This window comes from Frigoribacterium sp. SL97 (assembly GCF_026625765.1).
Classification (GTDB): domain Bacteria; phylum Actinomycetota; class Actinomycetes; order Actinomycetales; family Microbacteriaceae; genus Frigoribacterium.
The window spans coordinates 3,342,666-3,362,162 of the sequence record NZ_CP113062.1 but is presented as its reverse complement, the minus strand read 5'-3'; the positions used below and the strand labels follow the sequence as shown (position 1 = coordinate 3,362,162).

Genomic DNA, 19,497 nt, shown 5'->3' with positions numbered 1-19,497 from the left:
GGAGGCGCGGGTCGCCCCGGCCCTGCGGGGTCGCGCCTCAGCGCAGGTAGTCGAGCCCGGGGAAGCTCGCCATCGCGTCGCCGAGCAGCGAGCGGGCGACGGTGACCGAGTCGACCAGCGGGTGGTGCGCGAGGGCGCGCACGGCGGCCGCCTTCGAGCCGTCGACGCCGGCCTCGATCGTCTGGCGCTCGACGTACTTCGCGTTCGTAACGAGGCCGACGCCGAAGTCGGGCAGCGAGGTGCCCACGACGGGGTGGGCGCCGCTCGCGTCGACGACGCAGGGCACCTCGACGACGGCGTCCGCGTCGAGTTCGGGCAAGGTGCCGCCGTTCCGCACGTTGAGGATGAGTCGGGCGCTCTGGTCGTAGGCGATGCCGCGCATCAGGGCCAGCGCGACGTGCTCGTAGCCGCCCGAGACGAGGTCGTCCTGGTCGCGGTCGCCCATGCCTGCGGACTGCCGGTTGGTCGCCATGTAGGTCGTCTCGCGTTCGAGTCGGGTGCGTTCCCAGAGGGCGAGGGCCGAGCCGTCGCCCTCGGCGAGTTCGTCGTAGAAGCGGGCCTGTTGGTCGACGAGGTAACCACCGCGGGTCTGCACGGCCAGCTGGTCGGCGTGCAGCACGTCGCGGGTGAAGTAGTAGTAGTGCAGGTACTCGTTGGGCACGGCGCCCAGTTCGGTGACCCAGTCGGCACCGAACAGCTTGCCTTCCTCGAAGGTCTCGATGCGCTCCGGCTGCTCGAAGAGCCGGGGCAGCACGTCGACGCCGTCGACGGTCAGTCCGCGCAGCCAGCCCAGGTGGTTGAGGCCCGCGTAGTCGATGGTGACGCTGTCGAAGGCGTCGTCGGGCACGCGCACGTCGAGGGCTCCGAGCACGCGGCGCGCGAGGCCGATGGGGCTGTCGCAGATGCCGATCACCCGGTCGCCGAGCACGCGCGACATCGCCTCGGTCACGACGCCGGCCGGGTTGGTGAAGTTGATCACGAAGGCGTCGGGGGCCAGGGCCTTGACGCGGACGGCGAGGTCCATCACGACGGGCAGGGTGCGCAGGGCGTACGAGATGCCGCCGTAGCCCACGGTCTCTTGACCGATCACGCCGTGCGACAGACCGATCCGTTCGTCGCAGGAGCGACCGGCCATGCCGCCGACCCGGATCGCCGAGAAGACGAAGTCGGCTCCGCGCAGGGCGTCGTCGAGGTCGGTGTGCAGCGAGACCACGGGCGCGTCGAGGTGCTCGAGTGCCTGCTCTCGCAGCACGCGGGCGACGGCCGAGAGTCTGATCGCGTCGGTGTCGTACAGGGCCACCGAGGTGACCCGGCCCTCGGCGTGGTCGCGCAGCAGCGCCGAGTAGACGAGCGGGACGCGGAAGCCGCCCCCGCCCAGGATGGTCAGCTTCATGCGACGGTCACCGTCACTCCCTTGCGTGCCAGCGCAGCCGAGACGTTCTCGTGCGGCGTCGATTCGGTGATCAGCTGCGTCAACGACGCGCTGGGGGCGACGCGGCCGGCGCCGGTGCCCGGGAACTTGCTCGAGTCCGCGAGCACCGTGGCCCGGTCGCTCACCTCGGCCATGGCGCGCTTGATCGGCACCTGGCTCATGGTCGTGTCGCGGAGGTCGCCGTTGTCGGCGATGCCACTGACGCCCATGAAGGCGTGGTCGGCGTGCAGTAGTCGCAGGCTCTCGGCCGTCAGCGGGCCCGAGACGGACCGGTAGACCGGGTCCCAGTCGCCCGGCAGCAGGATGAGCTGGACGGCACGGTCGTCGCGCAGCAGATCGAAGACCGCGATGCTCGCCGTGATCACCGTGACGTCGCGACCCCGAAGGTGTTCGGCGACGTGCAGGGTCGTGGTGCCGATGTCGAGCACGACCGACTGACCGTCGGCCACCTGGGATGCCGCCGCCGCGGCGATGCGCTCTTTCGCGCGGCGATTGACCTGCTCGACCTCGGCGAAGGGGGCATCCGCCTCGACGAGCACGGCGCCGCCGTGGGTCCGTCTCAGCACCCCCGCCTCGTCGAGGCGCTGCAGGTCGCGGCGGATCGTGGCCTCGCTCGTGCTGGTGGCGAGGGCCAGGTCGGTGACCGTCGCCGCCCGCTCGGAGCGCAGCCGATCGAGGATCACGATGTCTCGGACGTCTTTCATAGTCTGAACAGTAGCGCGCAATTTCGAGCAGAAACAATCTTGTAACAAACAAAATCATTCACATTTGTGCGCACATGGGCTAGAAACGTCTCAGCAGGTCGACGCCGACGCCGATCTGACCCGAGGAGGACCCCGTGCAGACCGCACCCCGCACCGCCCCACCCGCCGAGAGCGACGCCCTCGCCGGCATGCTCGTCGTGGGGCAGCTGTTCGCCGACGTGGTGTTCGGTGACCTGCCCGGTGCGCCCGTGCTCGGTCACGAGGTCTGGACCTCGTCGTTCGGGGCCGGCCCCGGCGGCATCGCCAACTTCGCCCTGGTGGGCGCTCGCCTCGGTGTCCCCACCTCGATCGCTGCCGCCGTGGGCGGCGACACGTTCTCGACCATGACCCGCGCCTCCTTGGCTGCCGAGGGCATCGACCTGTCGTACCTCGTCACCGTGCCCGGCTGGGCCCTGCCCGTCACCGCGTCCCTCGGCTACGGCGACGACCGCGCGCTGGTCACCGGCGGCACGCCCGCTCCGATCGGGTCGGACGCCCTGCTGCCCGACGTCCTGCCCGCCGCCGCCGTCGCCCTCGTGCACCTCGAGGAGGCGCGCAGCACCTGGACCGCGCGGGCCACCGCCCAGGGCACCCGCGTCTTCGCCGACGTCGGATGGGACCCGTCCGAACGCTGGGACCCTTCCCTGCTCGAGCAGCTCGACGACTGCCACGCGTTCATGCCGAACCACCTCGAGGCCATGGCCTACACCGGCACCGACTCGGCGATCGACGCCGCACGCCGCCTCGGCGACCGCGTGCCGCTGAGCGTCGTGACCTCGGGCTCGGCCGGCGTCGTCGCCGTCGACTCCGCCAGTGGTGACGAGGTGGTCCGTCCACCCGTGCGGGTGCACGCCGTCGACGCCACCGGGGCGGGCGACGTGTTCGGTGCCGCGCTGGCCGTGGCCGGCTCGCGGTCCGACTGGTCGCTGTTGCAGCGCGTCGACTTCGCCTGCCTCGTGGCCGGCGTCACCGTCTCGCGACCGGGTGGCGCCTCGGGCGCCCCTCGGCTCGACGAACTCGCCGACTGGCTCGGTGCCCATCCGACGGCGGCCGAACCCGGCCGCTACGACTTCGTGCTCGAGGCCCTCCACGACCAGGGCGAGAGCAGCACGACGCTGTTCCGCTGACCCGTACCTCCTGCTCGTCCCCCCGCCCCACTTCGGCTTCCCCCCAACCGATTGAGAGACCCCATGGCACTCCCCACCCGACGCCTCGTCGGCAAGATCGCCGGCACCGTCGCCGCGCTCGCCCTCGTCACCCCCCTGCTCGCCTCGTGCGCCGGTTCGGGCGGGGGTGCGAACGCCTCCGGAGAGACCGACGTCTGGATCTGGCCCGACGGCCTGAGCGACAAGGTGTTGAGCAGCGTGGACGAGACGACGCCGATCAAGGTGTCGACGATCGGCGGCGACTTCAAGCAGAAGCTCGTCACCACCTTCACCGGACGCACCGGCCTGCCCGCCGTCAGCGGCGTCAAAGGTGAGGACATGCCGTACTTCCTCAGCGAATCCGACCTCTTCACCGACCTGAACGACCTCGGTGCCAAGGACATCGTCGACCAGTTCCCGGCCTGGAAGCTCGCCGAGGCGACGACCGCCGACGGCAAGCTGATCGGCATCCCGATCGACATCGGCCCCACCGCCCTCTACTACCGGGCCGACGTGCTCGCCGCGGCCGGTCTGCCCTCCGAGCCCGCTGACGTCGCCGCGGCGACCTCGACCTGGGACGACTACTTCGCCTTCGGCGAGAAGCTCAAGGCGGCGACGGGGGCGAGCCTCGAGGTCGACATGGGCGACGTGTTCACCAAGTCGATCGGTCAGGGCAGCGCCCGCTTCGTGAACGAGGAGGGCGAGTTCACCGGCGACGGCGACGAGATCAAGGCGGCCTGGGACCGTGCGGTCGAGGCCAAGGAGAAGGGCCTGACCGCCGGGCTCACCGACGGCAGCCCCGACTGGGCCGCCGCCATCACCGGTGGCTCGCTGCCGACGCTGCTCGGTGCCGCCTGGTACCAGGCCGACATCAAGAGCGCCACGGCCGACACCTCGGGCGACTGGCGCGTCGCACCGATGCCCGGCGGCCCCGCCAACATCGGAGGGTCGTTCTTGACGATCCCCGAGGGCACCGACGACCCCGAGGCCGCATTCGCCGTGATCAAGGACATCCTGAGCGAGCAGAACCAGATCGTCGCCTACCAGGACAAGGGCATCTTCCCGTCGGCCACGGCCGCCTACTCGGCCCCCGAGCTGACCGCGGGCGACGAGTTCTTCGGCGGTCAGTCGACCGTCGAGGTCTTCGCGCAGGCCGCCGCCGACATGCCCACCGCGTACACCAGCCCGTTCGAGAACCAGGTCGCGGCGCCCTACATGACCGAGCTGCAGAACGTGCAGTCGCTCGGCAAGGACCCCGACCAGGCCTGGAACGACGCCGTCTCGGCCGGCGAGGCCGCCCTGAAGGCCGCCGAGTAGTGATCCCCACCGTGCTGAGCCCGGGAGCGCGCCCCACCGCGCGCTCCCGGGCGGGGCTGCGCAAGAGCTGGCCCTACTACGTCGCCATCGCGCCGTTCTTCGTGCTCTTCGCGATCTTCGGGCTGTTCCCCGCGGGCTACTCGCTGGTGCTGTCGTTCCAGGACTGGAACGGCCTCGGCTCGCCCGAATGGGTCGGCCTCGACAACTTCCGGGCCCTGGTCGCCGACCAGACCTTCTGGCTGTCGATCAAGAACACCCTGATCATCTTCGCCCTGTCGACCTTCCCGATGATGGTCATCGCCGTGATCGTGGCGGCCATGCTCAACTCGGCGAAGCGGTTCGGCACGTTCTACCGCATCGCGTTCTTCGTGCCGAACGTCACCTCGGTCGTCGCGATGGCGGTGCTCTTCGGCTCGATCTTCGGTGACAGCTTCGGCCTGCTGAACGCCGGCCTGCGGGCCCTCGGCTTCGACGGCGTGGCCTGGCTGTCGACCCCCTGGGCGATCCAGGTCACCATCGCCGTGCTGATCACCTACCAGTGGACCGGTTACAACGCGATCCTGTTCCTGGCCGGCATGCAGTCGATCAGTGGCGAGGTCTACGAGGCCGCCAAGCTCGACGGCGCGGGGGTGATCCGCAGTTTCTGGTCGATCACGCTTCCGCTGCTGCGCCCGACGATCCTCTTCGTGCTGGTGGTCTCGACGATCACCGGCCTGCAGAGCTTCACCGAAGCGCAGGTGCTGACGGCGTCGTCGTCGACGACGAACCCCAACTCCGGAGGCGCGGGTCAAGCCGGTCTCACGACGGTCCTGTACTTCTACCAGCAGGCCTTCAACTACAACCGCTTCGGCTACGGAGCAGCCATCGCCTGGGCCGTGTTCCTGCTCGTCGTGATCTTCGTGATCATCAACTGGCGGCTCGGATCGGGCAAGAAGGAGAAACCCGTGGACGTCGATCCCGTCTCCCCGCGCGAGGAGGTGGTCGCGCGATGAGCACGATCGTGAACGCCGCCCGCGGCGTGACCGCCGAGGTCGTCGACGCCACGGCGGACGACGATCCGAAGCAGCGTCGTGGCCGGGCCGCCGGGCGCGGCGCGAAGGTGCCGACCTCGCGAGCCGTGCTGCACGGCCTGCTCGCCGCCGGAGCCGTCGTCTCGCTGTTCCCGTTGTACTGGCTCGTGGTCATGGCGAGCAACACGACGAGCGACATCTACAAGTCGCCGCCCGTGCTCGTGCCCGGCACGCACCTGTTCGACAACATCCGCGCGGTGTTCGAGACCATCGACTTCGGTGGCTCGTTGCTCAACACGGTGATCGTCGCCGTCTCGGTCACGGCACTCGTGCTGTTCTTCGACTCGATCGCGGCGTTCACCTTCGCGAAGTTCTCGTTCCCGGGCCGCAAACTGCTCTTCACCCTGTTGCTCGTCACCTTCATGCTGCCCGCTCAACTCAGCGTGATCCCGCAGTTCATCACGATGATCAACCTCGGGTGGGTCGGTCAGCTGCAGGCCCTGATCGTGCCCGCCGCGGCCAACGCCTTCGGCATCTTCTGGCTGCGCCAGTACATCGTGTCGGCCGTGCCCGACGAACTGATCGACGCCGCCAAGATCGACGGCGCCGGGTTCTTCCGTCAGTACCTCACGGTCTGCATCCCGCTGATCCGCCCGGGCCTCGGCTTCTTGGGCGTCTTCACCTTCATCGCCTCGTGGAACGACTACCTCTGGCCCCTGATCGTGCTGAACGACCCGGGCACGCTGACGCTGCAGGTCGCGATGAGCCAGCTGAACAGCGCCCACGGCAAGGACTACGGCATGGTCATGGCGGGGGCCCTGCTCGCCGTCCTGCCCCTGATCATCGTGTTCCTCATCGGTGCCAAGCAGTTCATCGGTGACATCGCGAAGGGGGCGCTGAAGTGACCGAGGCCGTCGTCGGCCCCGAGGTCGTCGCGGCCTCGGGGGCCCACGAGATCGGCCAGCACGCGGCCGACGTCGTCGCCGCCTTCGTGCGGGCCGAACCCCATGGCGTGCTCGGCGTGGCGACCGGCTCGTCACCCGAGCCGCTCTACGCCGAGCTCGTGCTGCGCCGACAGGACGGCCTGCGCACCTGCGGCCTGACCCTCGTCGCGCTCGACGAGTACGTGGGGCTCGAGGCCCACCACCCCGAGAGCTACCGTACGTTCGTGCGTGACCGCATCGCGAGGCCGCTCGGCGTCGACGACGACCGGGTCGTCGTGCCCGACGGGTCGTGCCCCGACCCCGTCGACGCGACCCTCGCCGCCGACGCGCACGAGAGGCGCATCGTCGAGCTCGGCGGAGTCGGGCTGCAGATCGTCGGCATCGGGGCCAACGGCCACCTGGGCTTCAACGAGCCCGGTTCGCCGTTCGACGGCCGCAGCCGCGTCGTCGAACTGGCCGACCGTACCCGCCTCGACAACGCCCGCTACTTCGGTGGCGACGCCCGGGCCGTGCCGTCGCACGCGATCACGCAGGGGCTCGGGACGATCATGGCTGCGCGGCAGGTGCTGCTGGTCGCGCGCGGTCGCGCGAAGGCCGCGGCGCTCGCCGCGGCCCTGCAGGGCCCGGTGACCGAGTCGGTGCCCGCCTCGCTGCTGCGGCGCCACCCGCGTGTCACGATCGTCGCGGACCGGGAGGCGTTGGGCGCGGTCTGACCGCCCCGCGCCTCCCGCGCGCCTCCCGCCCCCCGCGCCTCCTGCGACCGCCCCCACCACAGAGAGCACCATGACCCACCTCGACGACGTCGCCCCCGGTTCCGCCTCACGGCTTGCCCCCCGCTCGTGGCTGCACAGCGACGCCCCGACCCATTCGCTCGACGGGCCGTGGCGGTTCCGACTGCTGCCCGAGGCTCCCCTCGACGACGAGGCACGGGTCCCCGAGGTCGCCGACCCCGAACTCGACGACGCCGACTGGGATGAGCTGCCGGTGCCCTCGCACTGGGTGCTGCACGGGCACGGGTCGCCGATCTACACGAACCTGCAGTACCCGTTCCCTATCGATCCGCCGCACGTGCCCGACGAGAACCCGACCGGAGAGTACCGACGCACGCTCGTCGTGCCGGCGTCGTTCCGGAGTGGCGCGCGCGTCGTGCTGCGGTTCGACGGCGTCGACGGCCTCGCGACCGTGTGGCTGAACGGCGTCGAGCTCGGCTGGACGACGGGCAGCCGCCTCGCCACCGAGTTCGACGTGACCGACGCGCTGGTCGAGGGGGCCAACGCCCTCGCGGTCCGGGTGAACCAGTGGTCGGCGGCCAGCTACCTCGAGGACCAGGACCAGTGGTGGATGCCCGGCATCTTCCGCAGCGTCACCCTGCAGTCGCGCCCCGCCGCGGCCCTCGACGACGTCGACCTGCGGGCGTCGTACGACCACGCCACCGGGGCGGGCCGGCTCGACCTCGACGTGGTCGGCGCGTTCCCCGTGACCTTGCGCGTGCCGGCACTGGGCGTCGACGTCACCTGGGCGACCCCGGCCGACGTGGCTCCCGTCGACCTGCCCGCGGTCGAGCCGTGGAGCGCCGAGGTGCCGCGCCTCTACGACGCGACCGTCGCCTCGCCGGGCGAGACCGTCTCGTTGCGGGTGGGGTTCCGCACGGTGCGCATCGTGGGCGACTCGTTCGAGGTCAACGGCCGCCGCGTGACCTTCCGGGGCGTCAACCGCCACGAGTCCCACCCGGTGCGAGGACGCGTGTTCGACGAGGCCGAGGCGCGTGCCGACCTCGAGCTGATGAAGCGGGCCCACGTGAACGCGATCCGCACCGCGCACTACCCGCCGCACCCGCGACTCCTCGACCTGGCGGACGAGTACGGCTTCTGGGTCGTGCTCGAGTGCGACCTCGAGACCCACGGCTTCTGGGACGTCGAGTGGCGCGGCAACCCCAGCGACGAACCCGCCTGGTGCGATGCCTACCTCGACCGGATCGCCCGCACGGTCGAACGCGACAAGAACCACCCGAGCATCGTGATGTGGTCGCTCGGCAACGAGTCGGGCACGGGGCGCAACCTCGCCGCCATGGCGACCTGGCTGCACGGGCGCGACGCCACCCGACCGGTGCACTACGAGGGCGACCTGGCCGGCGAGTACACCGACGTCTACTCGCGCATGTACCCGACCCTCGAAGAGATCGCGTCGGTCTGCGGCGAACCGGCCACGACGATCCACGAGACCGAGGGCGCCCAGGGTGCCCGGCAGCGGCAGAAGCCCTTCGTGCTCTGCGAGTACGGCCACGCGATGGGCAACGGCCCGGGCTCGTTCGCCGACTACGAGGCGGCCGTCGACCGCTGGCCAAGCCTGCACGGAGGCTTCGTCTGGGAGTGGCGCGACCACGGCATCGCCACCCGCACCCCCGACGGCACGCCGTACTTCGCCTACGGCGGCGATTTCGGCGAGGTCGTGCACGACGGTCAGTTCGTCATGGACGGCCTGCTGCTCTCGGACGGCACGCCCACCCCGGCCCTCGCCGAGTTCGCCGCCGTGATCACTCCGGTCCGCGTGCGTCTGCTCGACGCGGCCCGACTGGTCACCGTCGAGAACCGACGGCACACCGCGTCGACCGACGACGTCGAGGTGCGCTGGCAGCTCGAGCACGACGGTCACGTCATCGCCTCGGGCGTGCTCGACGTGCCGTCGCTGACCGCGCAGTCGACCGCGACGGTCGAGGTCCCCGAGGAGGCGCGCGCGGCAGGCGACGCCGCCACCGTCCGTGAGGCCCACCTCACCGTCACGGCGGTGACGCGTCACGACCTGCGCTGGGCCGGGGCCGGCCACGTGCTCGGGCGCGACCAGGCGCTCGTGGCGAGTCGCCCGGCGGCCCGCACCCGCGCCTCCGGGGCCTGGAGCGGTGACACGCTCGGTGCGCTCACCTTCGACGCCCGGGGCGCCCTGACCTCGTGGCACGGGCTGCCCGTGGCGGGGCCCCGCCTCGAACTGTGGCGGGCACCGACCGACAACGACCGCGGGGCCGGCCAGGGCTCGTACGAGCTCGCCGAACCCGAACTGACCCACGGTCGCGGGGCCGAGGAGACCCCGCCCTCGGCCGAGCGCTGGGTCGAGCGCGGCCTGCACCGGCTCGTGCACCGGGTGCTGTCGGTGTGCCGGTCCGACCACGGGCTCGAGCAGCGCGTGCGGGTGTCCGCCGCGCACACCGGCACCGGCGTCGACGTCACCTTCCGCTGGACGGCGACCGCCGACGGCGTGCTGCTGCGCACCGAGGCCGTGCCGTTCGGGCCGTGGGACTGCACCTGGCCGCGCGTCGGCGCCCGGTTCGACCTGCCGCTGTCGCTCGCGTCGTCGCCGGTCGACTGGCTCGGCACCGGGCCCGCCGAGTCGTACGCGGACAGCGCGGCGGCCGCCCGGGTGGGCCGGTTCACGTCGAGCGTCGACGGGCTCTCGGTCGAGTACGCCCGGCCGCAGGAGACCGGGCACCGCCCCGGGTTGCGGTCGCTGACGCTCGGGGGTCCGGGTGGCGTCGCTGCGTCGGCGGGGGGCCCGGTGCTGTCGGTGACGACCGTGCCCGACGGAGCGGGGCACCGGTGCGGGTTCCAGCTCGCGAGGCACACGGCACAGCAGGTCGCCCTCGCCGCGCACCCCCACGAGTTGCCCGAGCCCACGGCGCTGCACCTCTACCTCGACGACGCGCAGCACGGACTCGGCTCGCGGGCCTGCGGTCCCGACGTGTTGCCCCGTCATGCCCTGTGGCCCTCCGCTCGCGCCTGGGAGGTCGTGCTCGCCTGACCCGTCGGTGCGACCTACTCCGCGTCACGACCTACTCCGCGTCGAGCGGCAGCAGGATGCCCTTCACGCGAGGGTCGGTCGCGAGGAACTCCTGCACGGCCGGGTCCTGGAAGGCGGCGACGAGCTTCTTCACGTTCTCCTCGTCGGCGTAGTCGCTGCCGATGGTGAGCTGGCCTGCGAACTCGTCCGGTGCGGCGGGTGCGAAGATCTGCTGCTCGATCGGCACGCCGGCGGCGAGATAGTACTCGGTGTAGCCGACGGCTGCGTCGAGGTCGGGCAGGGCCCGCGACTGCGCGGCGAAGTCGAGCAGGGTGAACTGCAGCCCCTTCGGGTTCGAGGCGATGTCGTCCTGGGTGGCGTGTGCCTTGTCGACGCCGTCCTTCAGCGTGATGAGGCCAGCGCGCTCGAGCACCCAGAGCCCCTGGGCCTCGTTGGCCGGGTCGGAGTACAGCGACACCGTGGCACCGTCGGGCAGCTGCCCGGCATCGGTGTACCTCGACGACCAGAGGCCGAAGCCCCAGCGGAACACCGGCGTCGCCGCTTCCTCCCGGAAGTCCGGGTTCGAGGCGAGCACCTGGTCCAGCCAGAGTTCGTGCTGGTACACCGTGCCGGCGATCTCGCCCTCGCTGACGGCCCGGTTGATCGTGTTGCTGTCGCTCAGGCCCGTGAAGGCGACGGTGATGCCGTACTCGGGGGCGACCTCGTCGGCGACGAACTGCACGAGGGCCTGCTCGGACGCGTTGCCCTCGGCGGTGGCGACGGTCAGCGTCGCCCCGGCCTCGGCGACGGCCGGCCCGGCGGGCGCGGTCAGGGGCACGACGATCGCGGCGGCGGCGGCGACGACCGCCACCGCGCCTCCGGCGATCCAGGGCCAACGGCGGCGACGCCTCAGCTCGAAGCCGTGGTCGTCCGTGACGGTCGCGGTGCGGGGTGCAGGGGTGGGGGTGTTCTCGGGCATGGCTGTCCTTCGGGAGGGGGCAGGCGGCGCCTGCGGGCGGGGGAGGCGCGGTGCAGGACCGCAAGGGGGCAACGGGGAGGCGCGGTGCGGGACCGCAGAGGGGGACGAGGAGCCGCGGTGCGGGACCGCAGGGGGAACGAGGAGGCGCGGTGCGGTTCAGGCCGCGGCGGCTACCGGGGGCAGGTCGGTCGCGCGGCGCCGCCACCAGCGGCGCCGGCGGACCGGTTCGGGGCTCGTGGCCCGCACGGCGAGGTCGCCGAGCTGTTGGACGGCCGCGACCGTCGCGACGAGCAACACGATCGTGACGATCATCACGGTGTGGTCGAAGCGCTGGTAGCCGTAGGTGACGGCGACGTAGCCGATGCCGCCGGCGCCGATGGTGCCGGCGATGGCCGAGTACTCGATCATCGCGATCGTGTTGATCGTGAGGCCACCGATCAGGCCCGGCAGCGCCTCGGACAGCTGTGCGGTGCGGACGATCTGCAGGCGGGACGCCCCGCTCGCGGTCGCCACGCGCACCCGATCGCTCGGGACGCTCCGCAGGGAGTTCTCGACGATGCGGGTGAAGAAGGCGATGCCGGCGATCGACATCGGCACCACCGCGGCCGCGATGCCGATGTTGGTGCCGGTCACGAACCGGGTGAACGGGACGATCGACGCCATAAGGATCAAGAACGGCAGCGAGCGTCCGATGCTGATGACGGCGCTGAGCACCGTGTGCACCGGCGCGTTCGGCACGAGGCCCGCGGGGCCGAGGTTGTGCACCAGGGCCCCGAGCGGCAACCCGACCAGCACGACGATCGCCATCACGATGCCGACCATCACGAACGTGTCGCCGAGTGCCGGGAGCACCAGGGCGGGGATCTGCGCCCACGGCACCGAGTTGTCGTACGCGGTCGACGGGCTGGTGCCCGACGCGAGGACGGTCGTCGTGATCGGGGCGACGGTGCTGACGACGCTCATCGGACGAGCTCCTGTTCGGGCGTGGGCGTGGGCGCCGAGGACGGGTCGAGGGAGCGGGCGGTGAGCCCGAGTGCGGCGGCGACCCCGGGCAGGCGCGAGGCGACCGCCTCGGGGACGGCGACGGTCGCGTGCCCGACGGTCGCGCCTCCCAGGGTCTCGATCGAGGCTCCGAGCAGCGACACGGGCGACCCCAGGGCCGATCCGAGCGTGGTCGGCCAGTCGGTCGGGACGTCGGCCGAGACGTAGTCGAGCCGCCAGGTGCGGGAGCCGTCGGGGGCGCCGGCCGCCGGTCGGGTCGGTCGCAGCGCCGCACCGAGCCCCGACGCGGGGTCGCGCAGCAGGTCGAGCACGCGACCCCGTTCGACGATGCGTCCGTGGTCGAGGCGCGCGACGGTGTCGGCGATCTGCAGCACGGTGTCCATCTCGTGGGTGACGAACAGGATCGACAGGCCGAGGTCGTCACGCAACTCGCGCAGCAGGTCGACGATCGAGGTGGTCGAGGCGGGGTCGAGGCCCGACGTCGCCTCGTCCGAGAGCAGCACGGTCGGCCGCAGGGCCAGCGCCCGGGCGATGCCGACGCGCTGGCGTTGCCCGCCCGAGAGCTCGTGCGGCCGGGCGTCGGCGCGGTGGCCGAGCCCCACGCGGTCGAGCAGCTCGGCGACTCGACGCCTCGTCTCGGCCTTCGTCACGCCCAGGTACTCGAGCGGCAGGGCCACGTTCTGTGCGGCGGTCCGACGGCCGAAGAGCCCGTCCGACTGGAACACCGTGCCGATCCGACGGCGTGCGACCCGCAGGTCGCGCTCGCCGAGCCGGGTCAGGTCGTCGCCGTTGACGACCACCGAGCCCGAGGTCGGTCGTTCGAGCAGCGTCACGCACTGGGCCAAGGTGCTCTTGCCGGCGCCGCTCGGGCCGACGACCGCGGCGATCTCGCCGGTGTCGACCCGGAAGTCGACGCGGTCGAGGACGGTCGTGCGGTGCGATCCGGTCTCGTAGACCTTCGTCAGCTGCTCGAGGCTGATCATGGGGGCTCCAGGGTGTCGGCTGAGGTGGTGGGTTCGGGGTGTCGCCGAGCATAAGGAGGCGCGGGTCGCGTTCGCGAGGACGTGTCACGTCATGCGTCGCCGCGTGACGCCGTGTGTCGCACCGCCCCGCCGCGGGGCCCGGCAGCGGGGCCCGGTCGCACCACGCTCGCGTGGTCGAACCAGCCCCCGGGTGGTTCGACCACGCGAGCGTGGTGCGACCTCCTCCGACGGCGGGCGAGGCAGGATGGGCGACATGCCCGCACCCACCACGTCCCTGCCCACCGCACTCGTCACCGGCGCCTCCGGCGGCATCGGCGCGGAGTTCGCCCGGCGGCTCGCCCCCGACCACGACGTGGTGATCGTGGCGCGCAGCGGCGACCGTCTCGAGCAGGTGAGGGCCGAGCTCGTGGCGACCCGCGCCTCCGGGTCGTTCACGGCCGTGGTCGCCGACCTGTCGACGCCCGACGGGGTCGAGACCGTGCTGGCCGCCGTCGGCGACCGCGCGATCGACGTGCTGGTGAACAACGCCGGCGTCGGCTCCCACGGGGCGTTCGTCGAGTCCGACCCCGCCGCCGTCCAGGCGCAGGTGCACCTCAACTGCTCGCAGGTGGTCGCGCTGACGCGCGCGCTGCTGCCGGGCATGGTCGAGCGACGCCGCGGCACGGTGGTCAACGTCGCCTCGACCGCGGCCTTCCAGCCGATCCCGACGATGGCGGTCTACGGGGCGACCAAGTCGTTCGTGCTCTCGTTCAGCGAGGCGGTGCACGCCGAGGTGCGGGGGTCGGGCGTCACCGTCACGGCCCTCTGCCCGGGCGCGACCGAGACCGGCTTCTTCGCCGCGACCGGGAGCGACTTCCTCACGAGCGGCCGCCAGACGCCCGAGCAGGTCGTCACCGCGGCGCTGCGAGCCGTGCGCCGTCGCCGTGCCGTCGTGGTCAGCGGGCTCGGCAACGCGATCGGTGCCCAGGCGCACCGGTTCCTGCCCCGGCGGCTCGTGACCGCGGCCTCGGCCCTTATCGTCCGCGAGCGCTAGGCGCCGGGCCCGGGTCGTCGGCCGCGCTTGGCCCGCACGGCGAACGCGTCGAGGGCGACGAGCACGTCGGGCGCCTCGTACAGGCGTCCGCGGCGTGCCTCACCGATCGGCCGCACGATGCCGTCGTCGACGAGTCGTTCGATGCCGGCCCGGGCGTTGTTCGTCGCGACCCCGAGTTCGCGGGCGACCGACGGCACGTCGACGACGGGCTGGCGTTGCAGCACGTCGAGCAGACGTCGACCGACCGACCCCGCGCGGGCGGTCGTGAGTTCGTCCCACTGCAGGCGGAGCCGGGTCAGATCGATCACGAGGGAACGGCCGTTGTCGACCGCCTCGACGGTCGCGCGGGTGAAGGCGCGGACGATCGGCTCGACGTCGCCGTCGCGATACGCCCCGAGTGCGTCGAAGTACCCCGAGGCGTCCCGCAGGAGGCCGGCCGAGACCGGCACCGTCACCTGACGCATGACGCCCAGCCGTCTCAGCATCGAGTGGACGATCGCGCGACCCGTCCGGCCGTTGCCGTCGGGGAAGGGGTGGATGGTCTCGAACTGCGCGTGGGTCAGCGCGACGTGCACGAGGGCCGGCAGGTCGTCACGACGGGCGAAGGCGAGCACGTCGTCCATGGCTCGCGGCACCCTCTCGGCGCGGGGCGGCACGAAGTCCGCCGTGTGCGGGCTCGTTCCCGTGCCGCCGATCCACACCTGCTGATCGCGCCAGCGGCCCGTGTGATGCGGTTGCTCGTCGCCCAGGAGGGCCGCGTGCATCGCGATCACGGCAGCGTCGTCGAGGTCGTCGGCGAGGGCGACGGCGGCCTCCATCGCGTGCGCGTTGGCGATGACGAGCCGGGCGTTCGTCCCGGCCTTCCGGCCAAGGGCGGCGAGGGCGATGCCACGGGGCATGGCCGTGAGGTTCTCGATCTCGGAGCTCGACGCGCTCTCGCTCCGCAGCAGGATCGCCGCGAAAGGGGCGGTGAACGCGCCCACCTCGGCGTCGAAGCGGGCCAGCTCGGCGACGGCGTCCTCGCAGTCGACCACGAGGTCCGCGGGCAGGTTCGGCGCGGCCGCCCCGGCGATGGCCGGGGTGACGGCGGCCTCGTACGGGCCGCGTGACCGCAGTCGAGCTCGGCGGGAGAGCGGGGCGTCCTCGTCGTCGTCCCAGGGGTGGCTCTCGTACTCGACCCGCGGCCACGAGGGCGGGGGAATCAGGGGCATGCCACCCACCTTAGCCATGGTTAGCGGATCAAACGTCCTCTCGACGAACCAGGGCGGCGTCGCGCGCCGCGACGAGCAGGTCGGTCAGCACCGTGCCGGTGGCCCCGCGGTCCTCGGGGTGCCATTGCACGCACCACACCGGAGCCGTGACGTGCTCGACGGCCTCGACCGTGCCGTCGTCGGCCCAGGCCACCGCGCGCAGCCCCTCGCCCAGGCGTCCCACCGCCTGGTGGTGCGAGCTGCGCACGACCAGCGACGTCGTGCCGAGCATCGAGGCGAGGGTGCTGTCGTCGGCGAGGCGGACCGGGTGGTCGACCATGCTGTCCGAGACGTCGTCCGGGTTCACGTGGCCGGGGTGTTCGAGGTGCTGCACGAGGTCGCCGCCGAGGGCGACGTCGACCACCTGCATGCCGCGACAGATGCCGACCAGCGGCAGCCGCGCCTCCACGGACCCGCGCACCACCTCGATCTGCACCCGGTCGGCGTCGGCGAAGGTCTGGCCCCGCCCCGGGTGGTCGAGGGGACCGCCGTAGTGGCTCGGGTCGACGTCCTCGCCACCGGTGACGAGCACCGCGTCCGCCTCGGCGAGGGCGGCGTGCACGTCGCCGAGCCGGTTGGCCGGCACCCGGCGCACCGTGAACCCGACCTGCTCGGCGGCGGCGACCACCGAGGTGGACAGGGCGTCGAGCTCTCGCTCGAACGCGGGGTCGTCGCGGGCCTCGTCGGTGACGTCGAGGAGCAACAGGTTCAGGAGGCGCGGTGCGGGCGAGTTGCTCATCGCGCCATCCTGGCAGCCCCGGCCGCACCGCACCGCACCGCCTTTCGTGCACCGCACTGCGGAGCGCGGAGAGCGGAGGGCCGAAGGCCCGCCGGCTAGTCGGTGCCGTCGATCCCGCCCAGCCGTTCGAGCACGCCCGTGAGGATCGTGCCGGCCGCGTCGGGCAGCACGTGGTGGTTCATGTAGATCGCCTCGAGCCAGGGCAGCACCTCGTCGCGGCCCCAGCCCACGGCCTCCCAGTCGACACCGGGCAGGGCCTTCGTCAGGGGCTGGTCGGTCCGGGGGTCGAGCCAGGCCTCGGCGATCGGCACGCCCTCGGACGCGCCCTGGGGCGTCCAGGTCAGCGCGATCGGGTGGTCGTCGCCCTCGATGTGGTCGTGTTCGACGGCACCCGAGCCGAGCCACGGCAGGGTCAGCAGCTCGCCCTCGATGTCGACCTCGACCAGGTCGAGCTTGCGTGGTTCCTCGACCTCGCAGACGTAGAGGTCGAAGCCGGCGTCGTGCCAGGCCGCCGCCTCGTCGACCTCGTCGAGCAGGTCGGGCATGCGGCGGTGCAGGTCGACGATCAGCCGGGTCGACCACTCGACGAGCACCCGCGTGTCGGCGACGCCGAAGGGGCTGAGGTCGCTGTCGTCACCGTTCGCGAGGTGGAAGTGGTGCTCGACGTCGCCCGAGGGCGTGGTCTCGAGGTGCACCTGTCCGGTCTCGTAGCCGACGTACAGGGCGGTGATCAGGTCGTCGTCGTCGTACTCGGCGTAGAGGTTCGGCTTGCCGAGCGCGGTCGGCAGTGGCGTCTGCGCGGCCGGGCGCTGGCCCAGGTCGAACACGGCACGGAAATGGGTGGTGGGGAGCCTCAGGCTCATGTCGGTCACGGCGTGGGGTCCAATCGGTTGCTCACGCCAGGGTAGAGGACGCGGCCGCCCGTCCGCGGCCCGTCCACAGCCGAGGAGGCGCGCTCCGGGACTTCCCGGAACGCGCCTCCTCGTGTGGTCGCCTCGACGGCCGTCGGTGCGGGGCCGCGTCGCTGCTACGTGCCGTCGCTGCTAGGCGGCGTCGCTGCTACGCGGCGACGGGGCTGCGCTGGCCGACGACCGAACCGGCCTCGGCGGCCTCGGCCGACGCGTCGGCCCCGGCGGCCGCACCCCGGCGGACGAACTTCTTCAGCAGGACGAGCACGAACGCGCTCACGACGGTGCCGGCGACGATCGCCAACGCCCACATGCCCAGGTTGCCGATCGCGAAGAACACGAAGATGCCACCGTGGGGGGCCTGCGACGTGACGCCGGCGGCCATCGAGATGGCTCCGGTCACCGCGCCTCCGACCATGCTGGCGGGGATCACGCGCAGCGGGTCGGCCGCGGCGAAGGGGATCGCGCCCTCGGAGATGAACGAGGCGCCCAGCAGCCAGGCGGCCGTGCCGTTGGAGCGCTCGACCTGTGAGAAGCCCTTTCGGTAGAGGACGGTCGACGCGAGGGCCATGGCCAGCGGCGGCACCATGCCGGCGCCCATCACGGCGGCCATGATCATCAGGGGGGCAGGGTTGTCGCTGATGGAGCCCGCGGACAGGCCGGCGACGGCGAACGAGTAGGCGACCTTGTTGACCGGACCACCGAGGTCGATGCACATCATGAGGCCGAGGATGACGCCCAGGACGATCGCCCCGGTGCCGCTGAGGCCGTTGAGGAAGTCGGTCAGGGCGACGGTCAGGGCGGCGATCGGGCCGCCGAGCACGAGCACGAGCAGACCCGAGGCGAAGATCGACGCGAGCAGCGGGATGATCACGACGGGCATCAGGCCGCGCAGCCAGCGGGGCACGTCGGGCTTGCCGATCCAGTAGGCGGCGAAGCCGGCGAGCAGACCACCGACGAGACCGCCGATGAAGCCGGCCCCCATGAAGACCGCGACGGCACCGGCGACGAAACCGGGCGCGATGCCGGGTCGATCGGCGATGGCATAGGCGATGTAACCGGCCAGGGCGGCGACGAGGAAGCCCATCGACAGGTTGCCGATCTGGAACGCGGCGGCGCCGAGGAAGTACGGCAGGCCCTCGGGCGGCAGGTTGAACAGCGAGTAGTCGGTCAGCACGGTCGCGGCGTTGCCGGCGATCTCGTAACCCGAGAGCAGGAAGCCCAGGGCGAGCAGCAGGCCACCACCGGCGACGAACGGGATCATGTACGAGACGCCGGTCAGCAGCCAGCGCTTGAGCGACGAGCCGAAGCCCTGCTTCTCGGCGGTCGAGCCCGCGGCGGCACCGGCGGCACCGGCCGTGCCGGCCACGCGGGCGGCGTTCGGGTCCTTGGCGGCGGCCAGCGCCTCCTTCACCATGGCGTCGGGAGCGTCGACGCCGCGCTTGACCGGTCCGCGGACGACGGGCTTGCCGGCGAAGCGGCCCTGGTCGCGCACGTCGACGTCGACGGCGAAGATCACGGCGTCGGCCTCGGCGATGACGGCCGGGTCGAGGGGAGTGACCGTGCCCGAGCCCTGCGGCTCGATCTGCAGGTCGGCGCCGAGGCGCTTCGCCGCGGCGACGAGGGCGTCGGCGGCCATGAAGGTGTGGGCGATGCCGGTGGGGCAGGCGGTGACGCCGACCAGCTTCGGGCGCCGCGCGCCGTCGCCCGTCGCGTCGGCCGCGGTCGAGGAGGCGCTGGTCGCCCCGGCCGCGGAGGCGGCGGTGGCGCCGCGCGTCTCGGCGACCTCGCCGCTGACCTCGTCGTCGACGAGCTGCACGATGTCGGCCGGGGTCTTCGCGGCGCGGAGGGCGGCGGTGAAGTCGTCGCGGATGAGGGCGCGGGCGAGCGTCGAGAGGACCGTCATGTGGTCGCCGTCGGCGCCCTCGGGCACCGCGATCATGAAGACGATGTCGGCGTCGCCGTCGGGGGCACCGAAGCCGACCGTGCGCGCGAGCCGGGAGAAGGCGAGGGTGGGCTCGGTGACCGAGGCCGACCGCGCGTGGGGGATCGCGATGCCGCCGGGGACGCCGGTGCCGACCGAGGCTTCACGCTTGATGGCGTCGTCGGCGAGCGAATCGGCCGAGCCGGCGCGGCCCGAGGCCGCGACGCGCGCGGCCAGGGCGCGGATGACGTCGGTCGACGTGCCGCCCAGGTCTTCGTCGAGACCGACGAGGTCGGTGCTGATGAGGGATGACATGCTGT

16 protein-coding genes are annotated in these 19,497 nt (G+C 72.2%); 7 read left to right on the top strand and 9 right to left on the bottom strand.

Annotation, left to right across the window (positions count from 1 at the left end; all coding sequences use genetic code 11):
• Positions 1 to 37: 37 nt before the first annotated feature.
• Together OVA02_RS16335 and OVA02_RS16330 are read right to left on the bottom strand one after the other, a co-directional pair.
• Positions 38 to 1,393 (bottom strand): 6-phospho-beta-glucosidase, encoded by a 1,356-nt coding sequence (locus OVA02_RS16335; RefSeq protein WP_056046903.1) that lies wholly within the window; start codon positions 1,391 to 1,393, stop codon positions 38 to 40.
• Entirely contained in the window at positions 1,390 to 2,136 is a 747-nt protein-coding gene (locus OVA02_RS16330) for a DeoR/GlpR family DNA-binding transcription regulator (RefSeq protein ID WP_199859672.1), read from the bottom strand. Before OVA02_RS16330 ends, OVA02_RS16335 begins: the two co-directional genes overlap by 4 nt.
• Before the next feature lie 134 nt (positions 2,137 to 2,270).
• Here OVA02_RS16330 and OVA02_RS16325 point away from each other — a divergent pair, with 134 nt between their 5' ends.
• From OVA02_RS16325 to OVA02_RS16300, 6 genes are all read left to right on the top strand, one after another.
• On the top strand, positions 2,271 to 3,302 hold the full coding sequence (locus OVA02_RS16325; protein ID WP_267658821.1) for a carbohydrate kinase family protein: 1,032 nt from the start codon (positions 2,271 to 2,273) through the stop codon (positions 3,300 to 3,302).
• Positions 3,303 to 3,365: 63 nt separating this feature from the next.
• Positions 3,366 to 4,637, top strand: a complete 1,272-nt coding sequence (locus OVA02_RS16320) for an ABC transporter substrate-binding protein (RefSeq protein ID WP_267658820.1) — start codon at positions 3,366 to 3,368, stop codon at positions 4,635 to 4,637.
• The gene (locus OVA02_RS16315; RefSeq protein WP_056046899.1) at positions 4,637 to 5,629 is read left to right on the top strand and encodes a carbohydrate ABC transporter permease; all 993 of its coding nucleotides are present in this window, start codon (positions 4,637 to 4,639) and stop codon (positions 5,627 to 5,629) included. Before OVA02_RS16320 ends, OVA02_RS16315 begins: the two co-directional genes overlap by 1 nt.
• Positions 5,626 to 6,552: a carbohydrate ABC transporter permease gene (locus tag OVA02_RS16310; protein ID WP_082460355.1), complete on the top strand. Its 927-nt coding sequence runs from the start codon at positions 5,626 to 5,628 to the stop codon at positions 6,550 to 6,552. The genes OVA02_RS16315 and OVA02_RS16310 overlap by 4 nt, the downstream gene beginning before the upstream one ends.
• Positions 6,549 to 7,304 carry a glucosamine-6-phosphate deaminase gene (locus OVA02_RS16305; RefSeq protein ID WP_056046897.1) on the top strand — a complete coding sequence of 252 codons (756 nt, stop codon included), beginning with the start codon at positions 6,549 to 6,551 and terminating at the stop codon, positions 7,302 to 7,304. Before OVA02_RS16310 ends, OVA02_RS16305 begins: the two co-directional genes overlap by 4 nt.
• Before the next feature lie 70 nt (positions 7,305 to 7,374).
• The gene (locus OVA02_RS16300) at positions 7,375 to 10,380 is read left to right on the top strand and encodes a glycoside hydrolase family 2 TIM barrel-domain containing protein (protein ID WP_267658819.1); all 3,006 of its coding nucleotides are present in this window, start codon (positions 7,375 to 7,377) and stop codon (positions 10,378 to 10,380) included.
• 31 nt (positions 10,381 to 10,411) lie between these two features.
• Here the strand turns inward: OVA02_RS16300 and OVA02_RS16295 are convergent, their stop codons facing one another.
• The 3 genes from OVA02_RS16295 to OVA02_RS16285 all read right to left on the bottom strand — a co-directional run bounded on the left by OVA02_RS16295 (position 10,412) and on the right by OVA02_RS16285 (position 13,323).
• Positions 10,412 to 11,338: a MetQ/NlpA family ABC transporter substrate-binding protein gene (locus OVA02_RS16295; protein ID WP_267658818.1), complete on the bottom strand. Its 927-nt coding sequence runs from the start codon at positions 11,336 to 11,338 to the stop codon at positions 10,412 to 10,414.
• Between the two features lie 156 nt (positions 11,339 to 11,494).
• On the bottom strand, positions 11,495 to 12,301 hold the full coding sequence (locus OVA02_RS16290; RefSeq protein ID WP_267658817.1) for a methionine ABC transporter permease: 807 nt from the start codon (positions 12,299 to 12,301) through the stop codon (positions 11,495 to 11,497).
• The gene (locus OVA02_RS16285) at positions 12,298 to 13,323 is read right to left on the bottom strand and encodes a methionine ABC transporter ATP-binding protein (protein WP_267658816.1); all 1,026 of its coding nucleotides are present in this window, start codon (positions 13,321 to 13,323) and stop codon (positions 12,298 to 12,300) included. The genes OVA02_RS16290 and OVA02_RS16285 overlap by 4 nt, the downstream gene beginning before the upstream one ends.
• Before the next feature lie 253 nt (positions 13,324 to 13,576).
• Here OVA02_RS16285 and OVA02_RS16280 point away from each other — a divergent pair, with 253 nt between their 5' ends.
• Positions 13,577 to 14,356, top strand: a complete 780-nt coding sequence (locus OVA02_RS16280; protein ID WP_123570661.1) for an SDR family NAD(P)-dependent oxidoreductase — start codon at positions 13,577 to 13,579, stop codon at positions 14,354 to 14,356.
• Here OVA02_RS16280 and OVA02_RS16275 read toward each other — a convergent pair.
• From OVA02_RS16275 to OVA02_RS16260, 4 genes are all read right to left on the bottom strand, one after another.
• Positions 14,353 to 15,567: a Fic family protein gene (locus OVA02_RS16275; RefSeq protein ID WP_267658815.1), complete on the bottom strand. Its 1,215-nt coding sequence runs from the start codon at positions 15,565 to 15,567 to the stop codon at positions 14,353 to 14,355. The genes OVA02_RS16280 and OVA02_RS16275 overlap by 4 nt on opposite strands.
• Positions 15,568 to 15,595: 28 nt before the next feature.
• The gene (locus OVA02_RS16270; protein ID WP_267658814.1) at positions 15,596 to 16,345 is read right to left on the bottom strand and encodes a gamma-glutamyl-gamma-aminobutyrate hydrolase family protein; all 750 of its coding nucleotides are present in this window, start codon (positions 16,343 to 16,345) and stop codon (positions 15,596 to 15,598) included.
• Positions 16,346 to 16,440: 95 nt separating this feature from the next.
• Positions 16,441 to 17,217, bottom strand: a complete 777-nt coding sequence (locus OVA02_RS16265) for a hypothetical protein (RefSeq protein WP_123570659.1) — start codon at positions 17,215 to 17,217, stop codon at positions 16,441 to 16,443.
• 187 nt (positions 17,218 to 17,404) lie between these two features.
• Positions 17,405 to 19,492, bottom strand: a complete 2,088-nt coding sequence (locus OVA02_RS16260) for a PTS fructose transporter subunit IIABC (RefSeq protein ID WP_267658813.1) — start codon at positions 19,490 to 19,492, stop codon at positions 17,405 to 17,407.
• Positions 19,493 to 19,497: the final 5 nt, after the last annotated feature.

Bases quoted from the DNA above. Each gene is read 5' to 3' on its own strand.
- OVA02_RS16335 (WP_056046903.1), bottom strand. From the start codon at position 1,393: ATGAAGCTGACCATCCTGGGCGGGGGCGGCTTCCGCGTCCCGCTCGTC.
- OVA02_RS16300 (WP_267658819.1), top strand. From the start codon at position 7,375: ATGACCCACCTCGACGACGTCGCCCCCGGTTCCGCCTCACGGCTTGCC.
- OVA02_RS16270 (WP_267658814.1), bottom strand. From the start codon at position 16,345: ATGAGCAACTCGCCCGCACCGCGCCTCCTGAACCTGTTGCTCCTCGAC.
- OVA02_RS16320 (WP_267658820.1), top strand. From the start codon at position 3,366: ATGGCACTCCCCACCCGACGCCTCGTCGGCAAGATCGCCGGCACCGTC.
- OVA02_RS16275 (WP_267658815.1), bottom strand. From the start codon at position 15,567: ATGCCCCTGATTCCCCCGCCCTCGTGGCCGCGGGTCGAGTACGAGAGC.
- OVA02_RS16290 (WP_267658817.1), bottom strand. From the start codon at position 12,301: ATGAGCGTCGTCAGCACCGTCGCCCCGATCACGACGACCGTCCTCGCG.
- OVA02_RS16285 (WP_267658816.1), bottom strand. From the start codon at position 13,323: ATGATCAGCCTCGAGCAGCTGACGAAGGTCTACGAGACCGGATCGCAC.
- OVA02_RS16310 (WP_082460355.1), top strand. From the start codon at position 5,626: ATGAGCACGATCGTGAACGCCGCCCGCGGCGTGACCGCCGAGGTCGTC.
- OVA02_RS16295 (WP_267658818.1), bottom strand. From the start codon at position 11,338: ATGCCCGAGAACACCCCCACCCCTGCACCCCGCACCGCGACCGTCACG.
- OVA02_RS16330 (WP_199859672.1), bottom strand. From the start codon at position 2,136: ATGAAAGACGTCCGAGACATCGTGATCCTCGATCGGCTGCGCTCCGAG.
- OVA02_RS16280 (WP_123570661.1), top strand. From the start codon at position 13,577: ATGCCCGCACCCACCACGTCCCTGCCCACCGCACTCGTCACCGGCGCC.
- OVA02_RS16260 (WP_267658813.1), bottom strand. From the start codon at position 19,492: ATGTCATCCCTCATCAGCACCGACCTCGTCGGTCTCGACGAAGACCTG.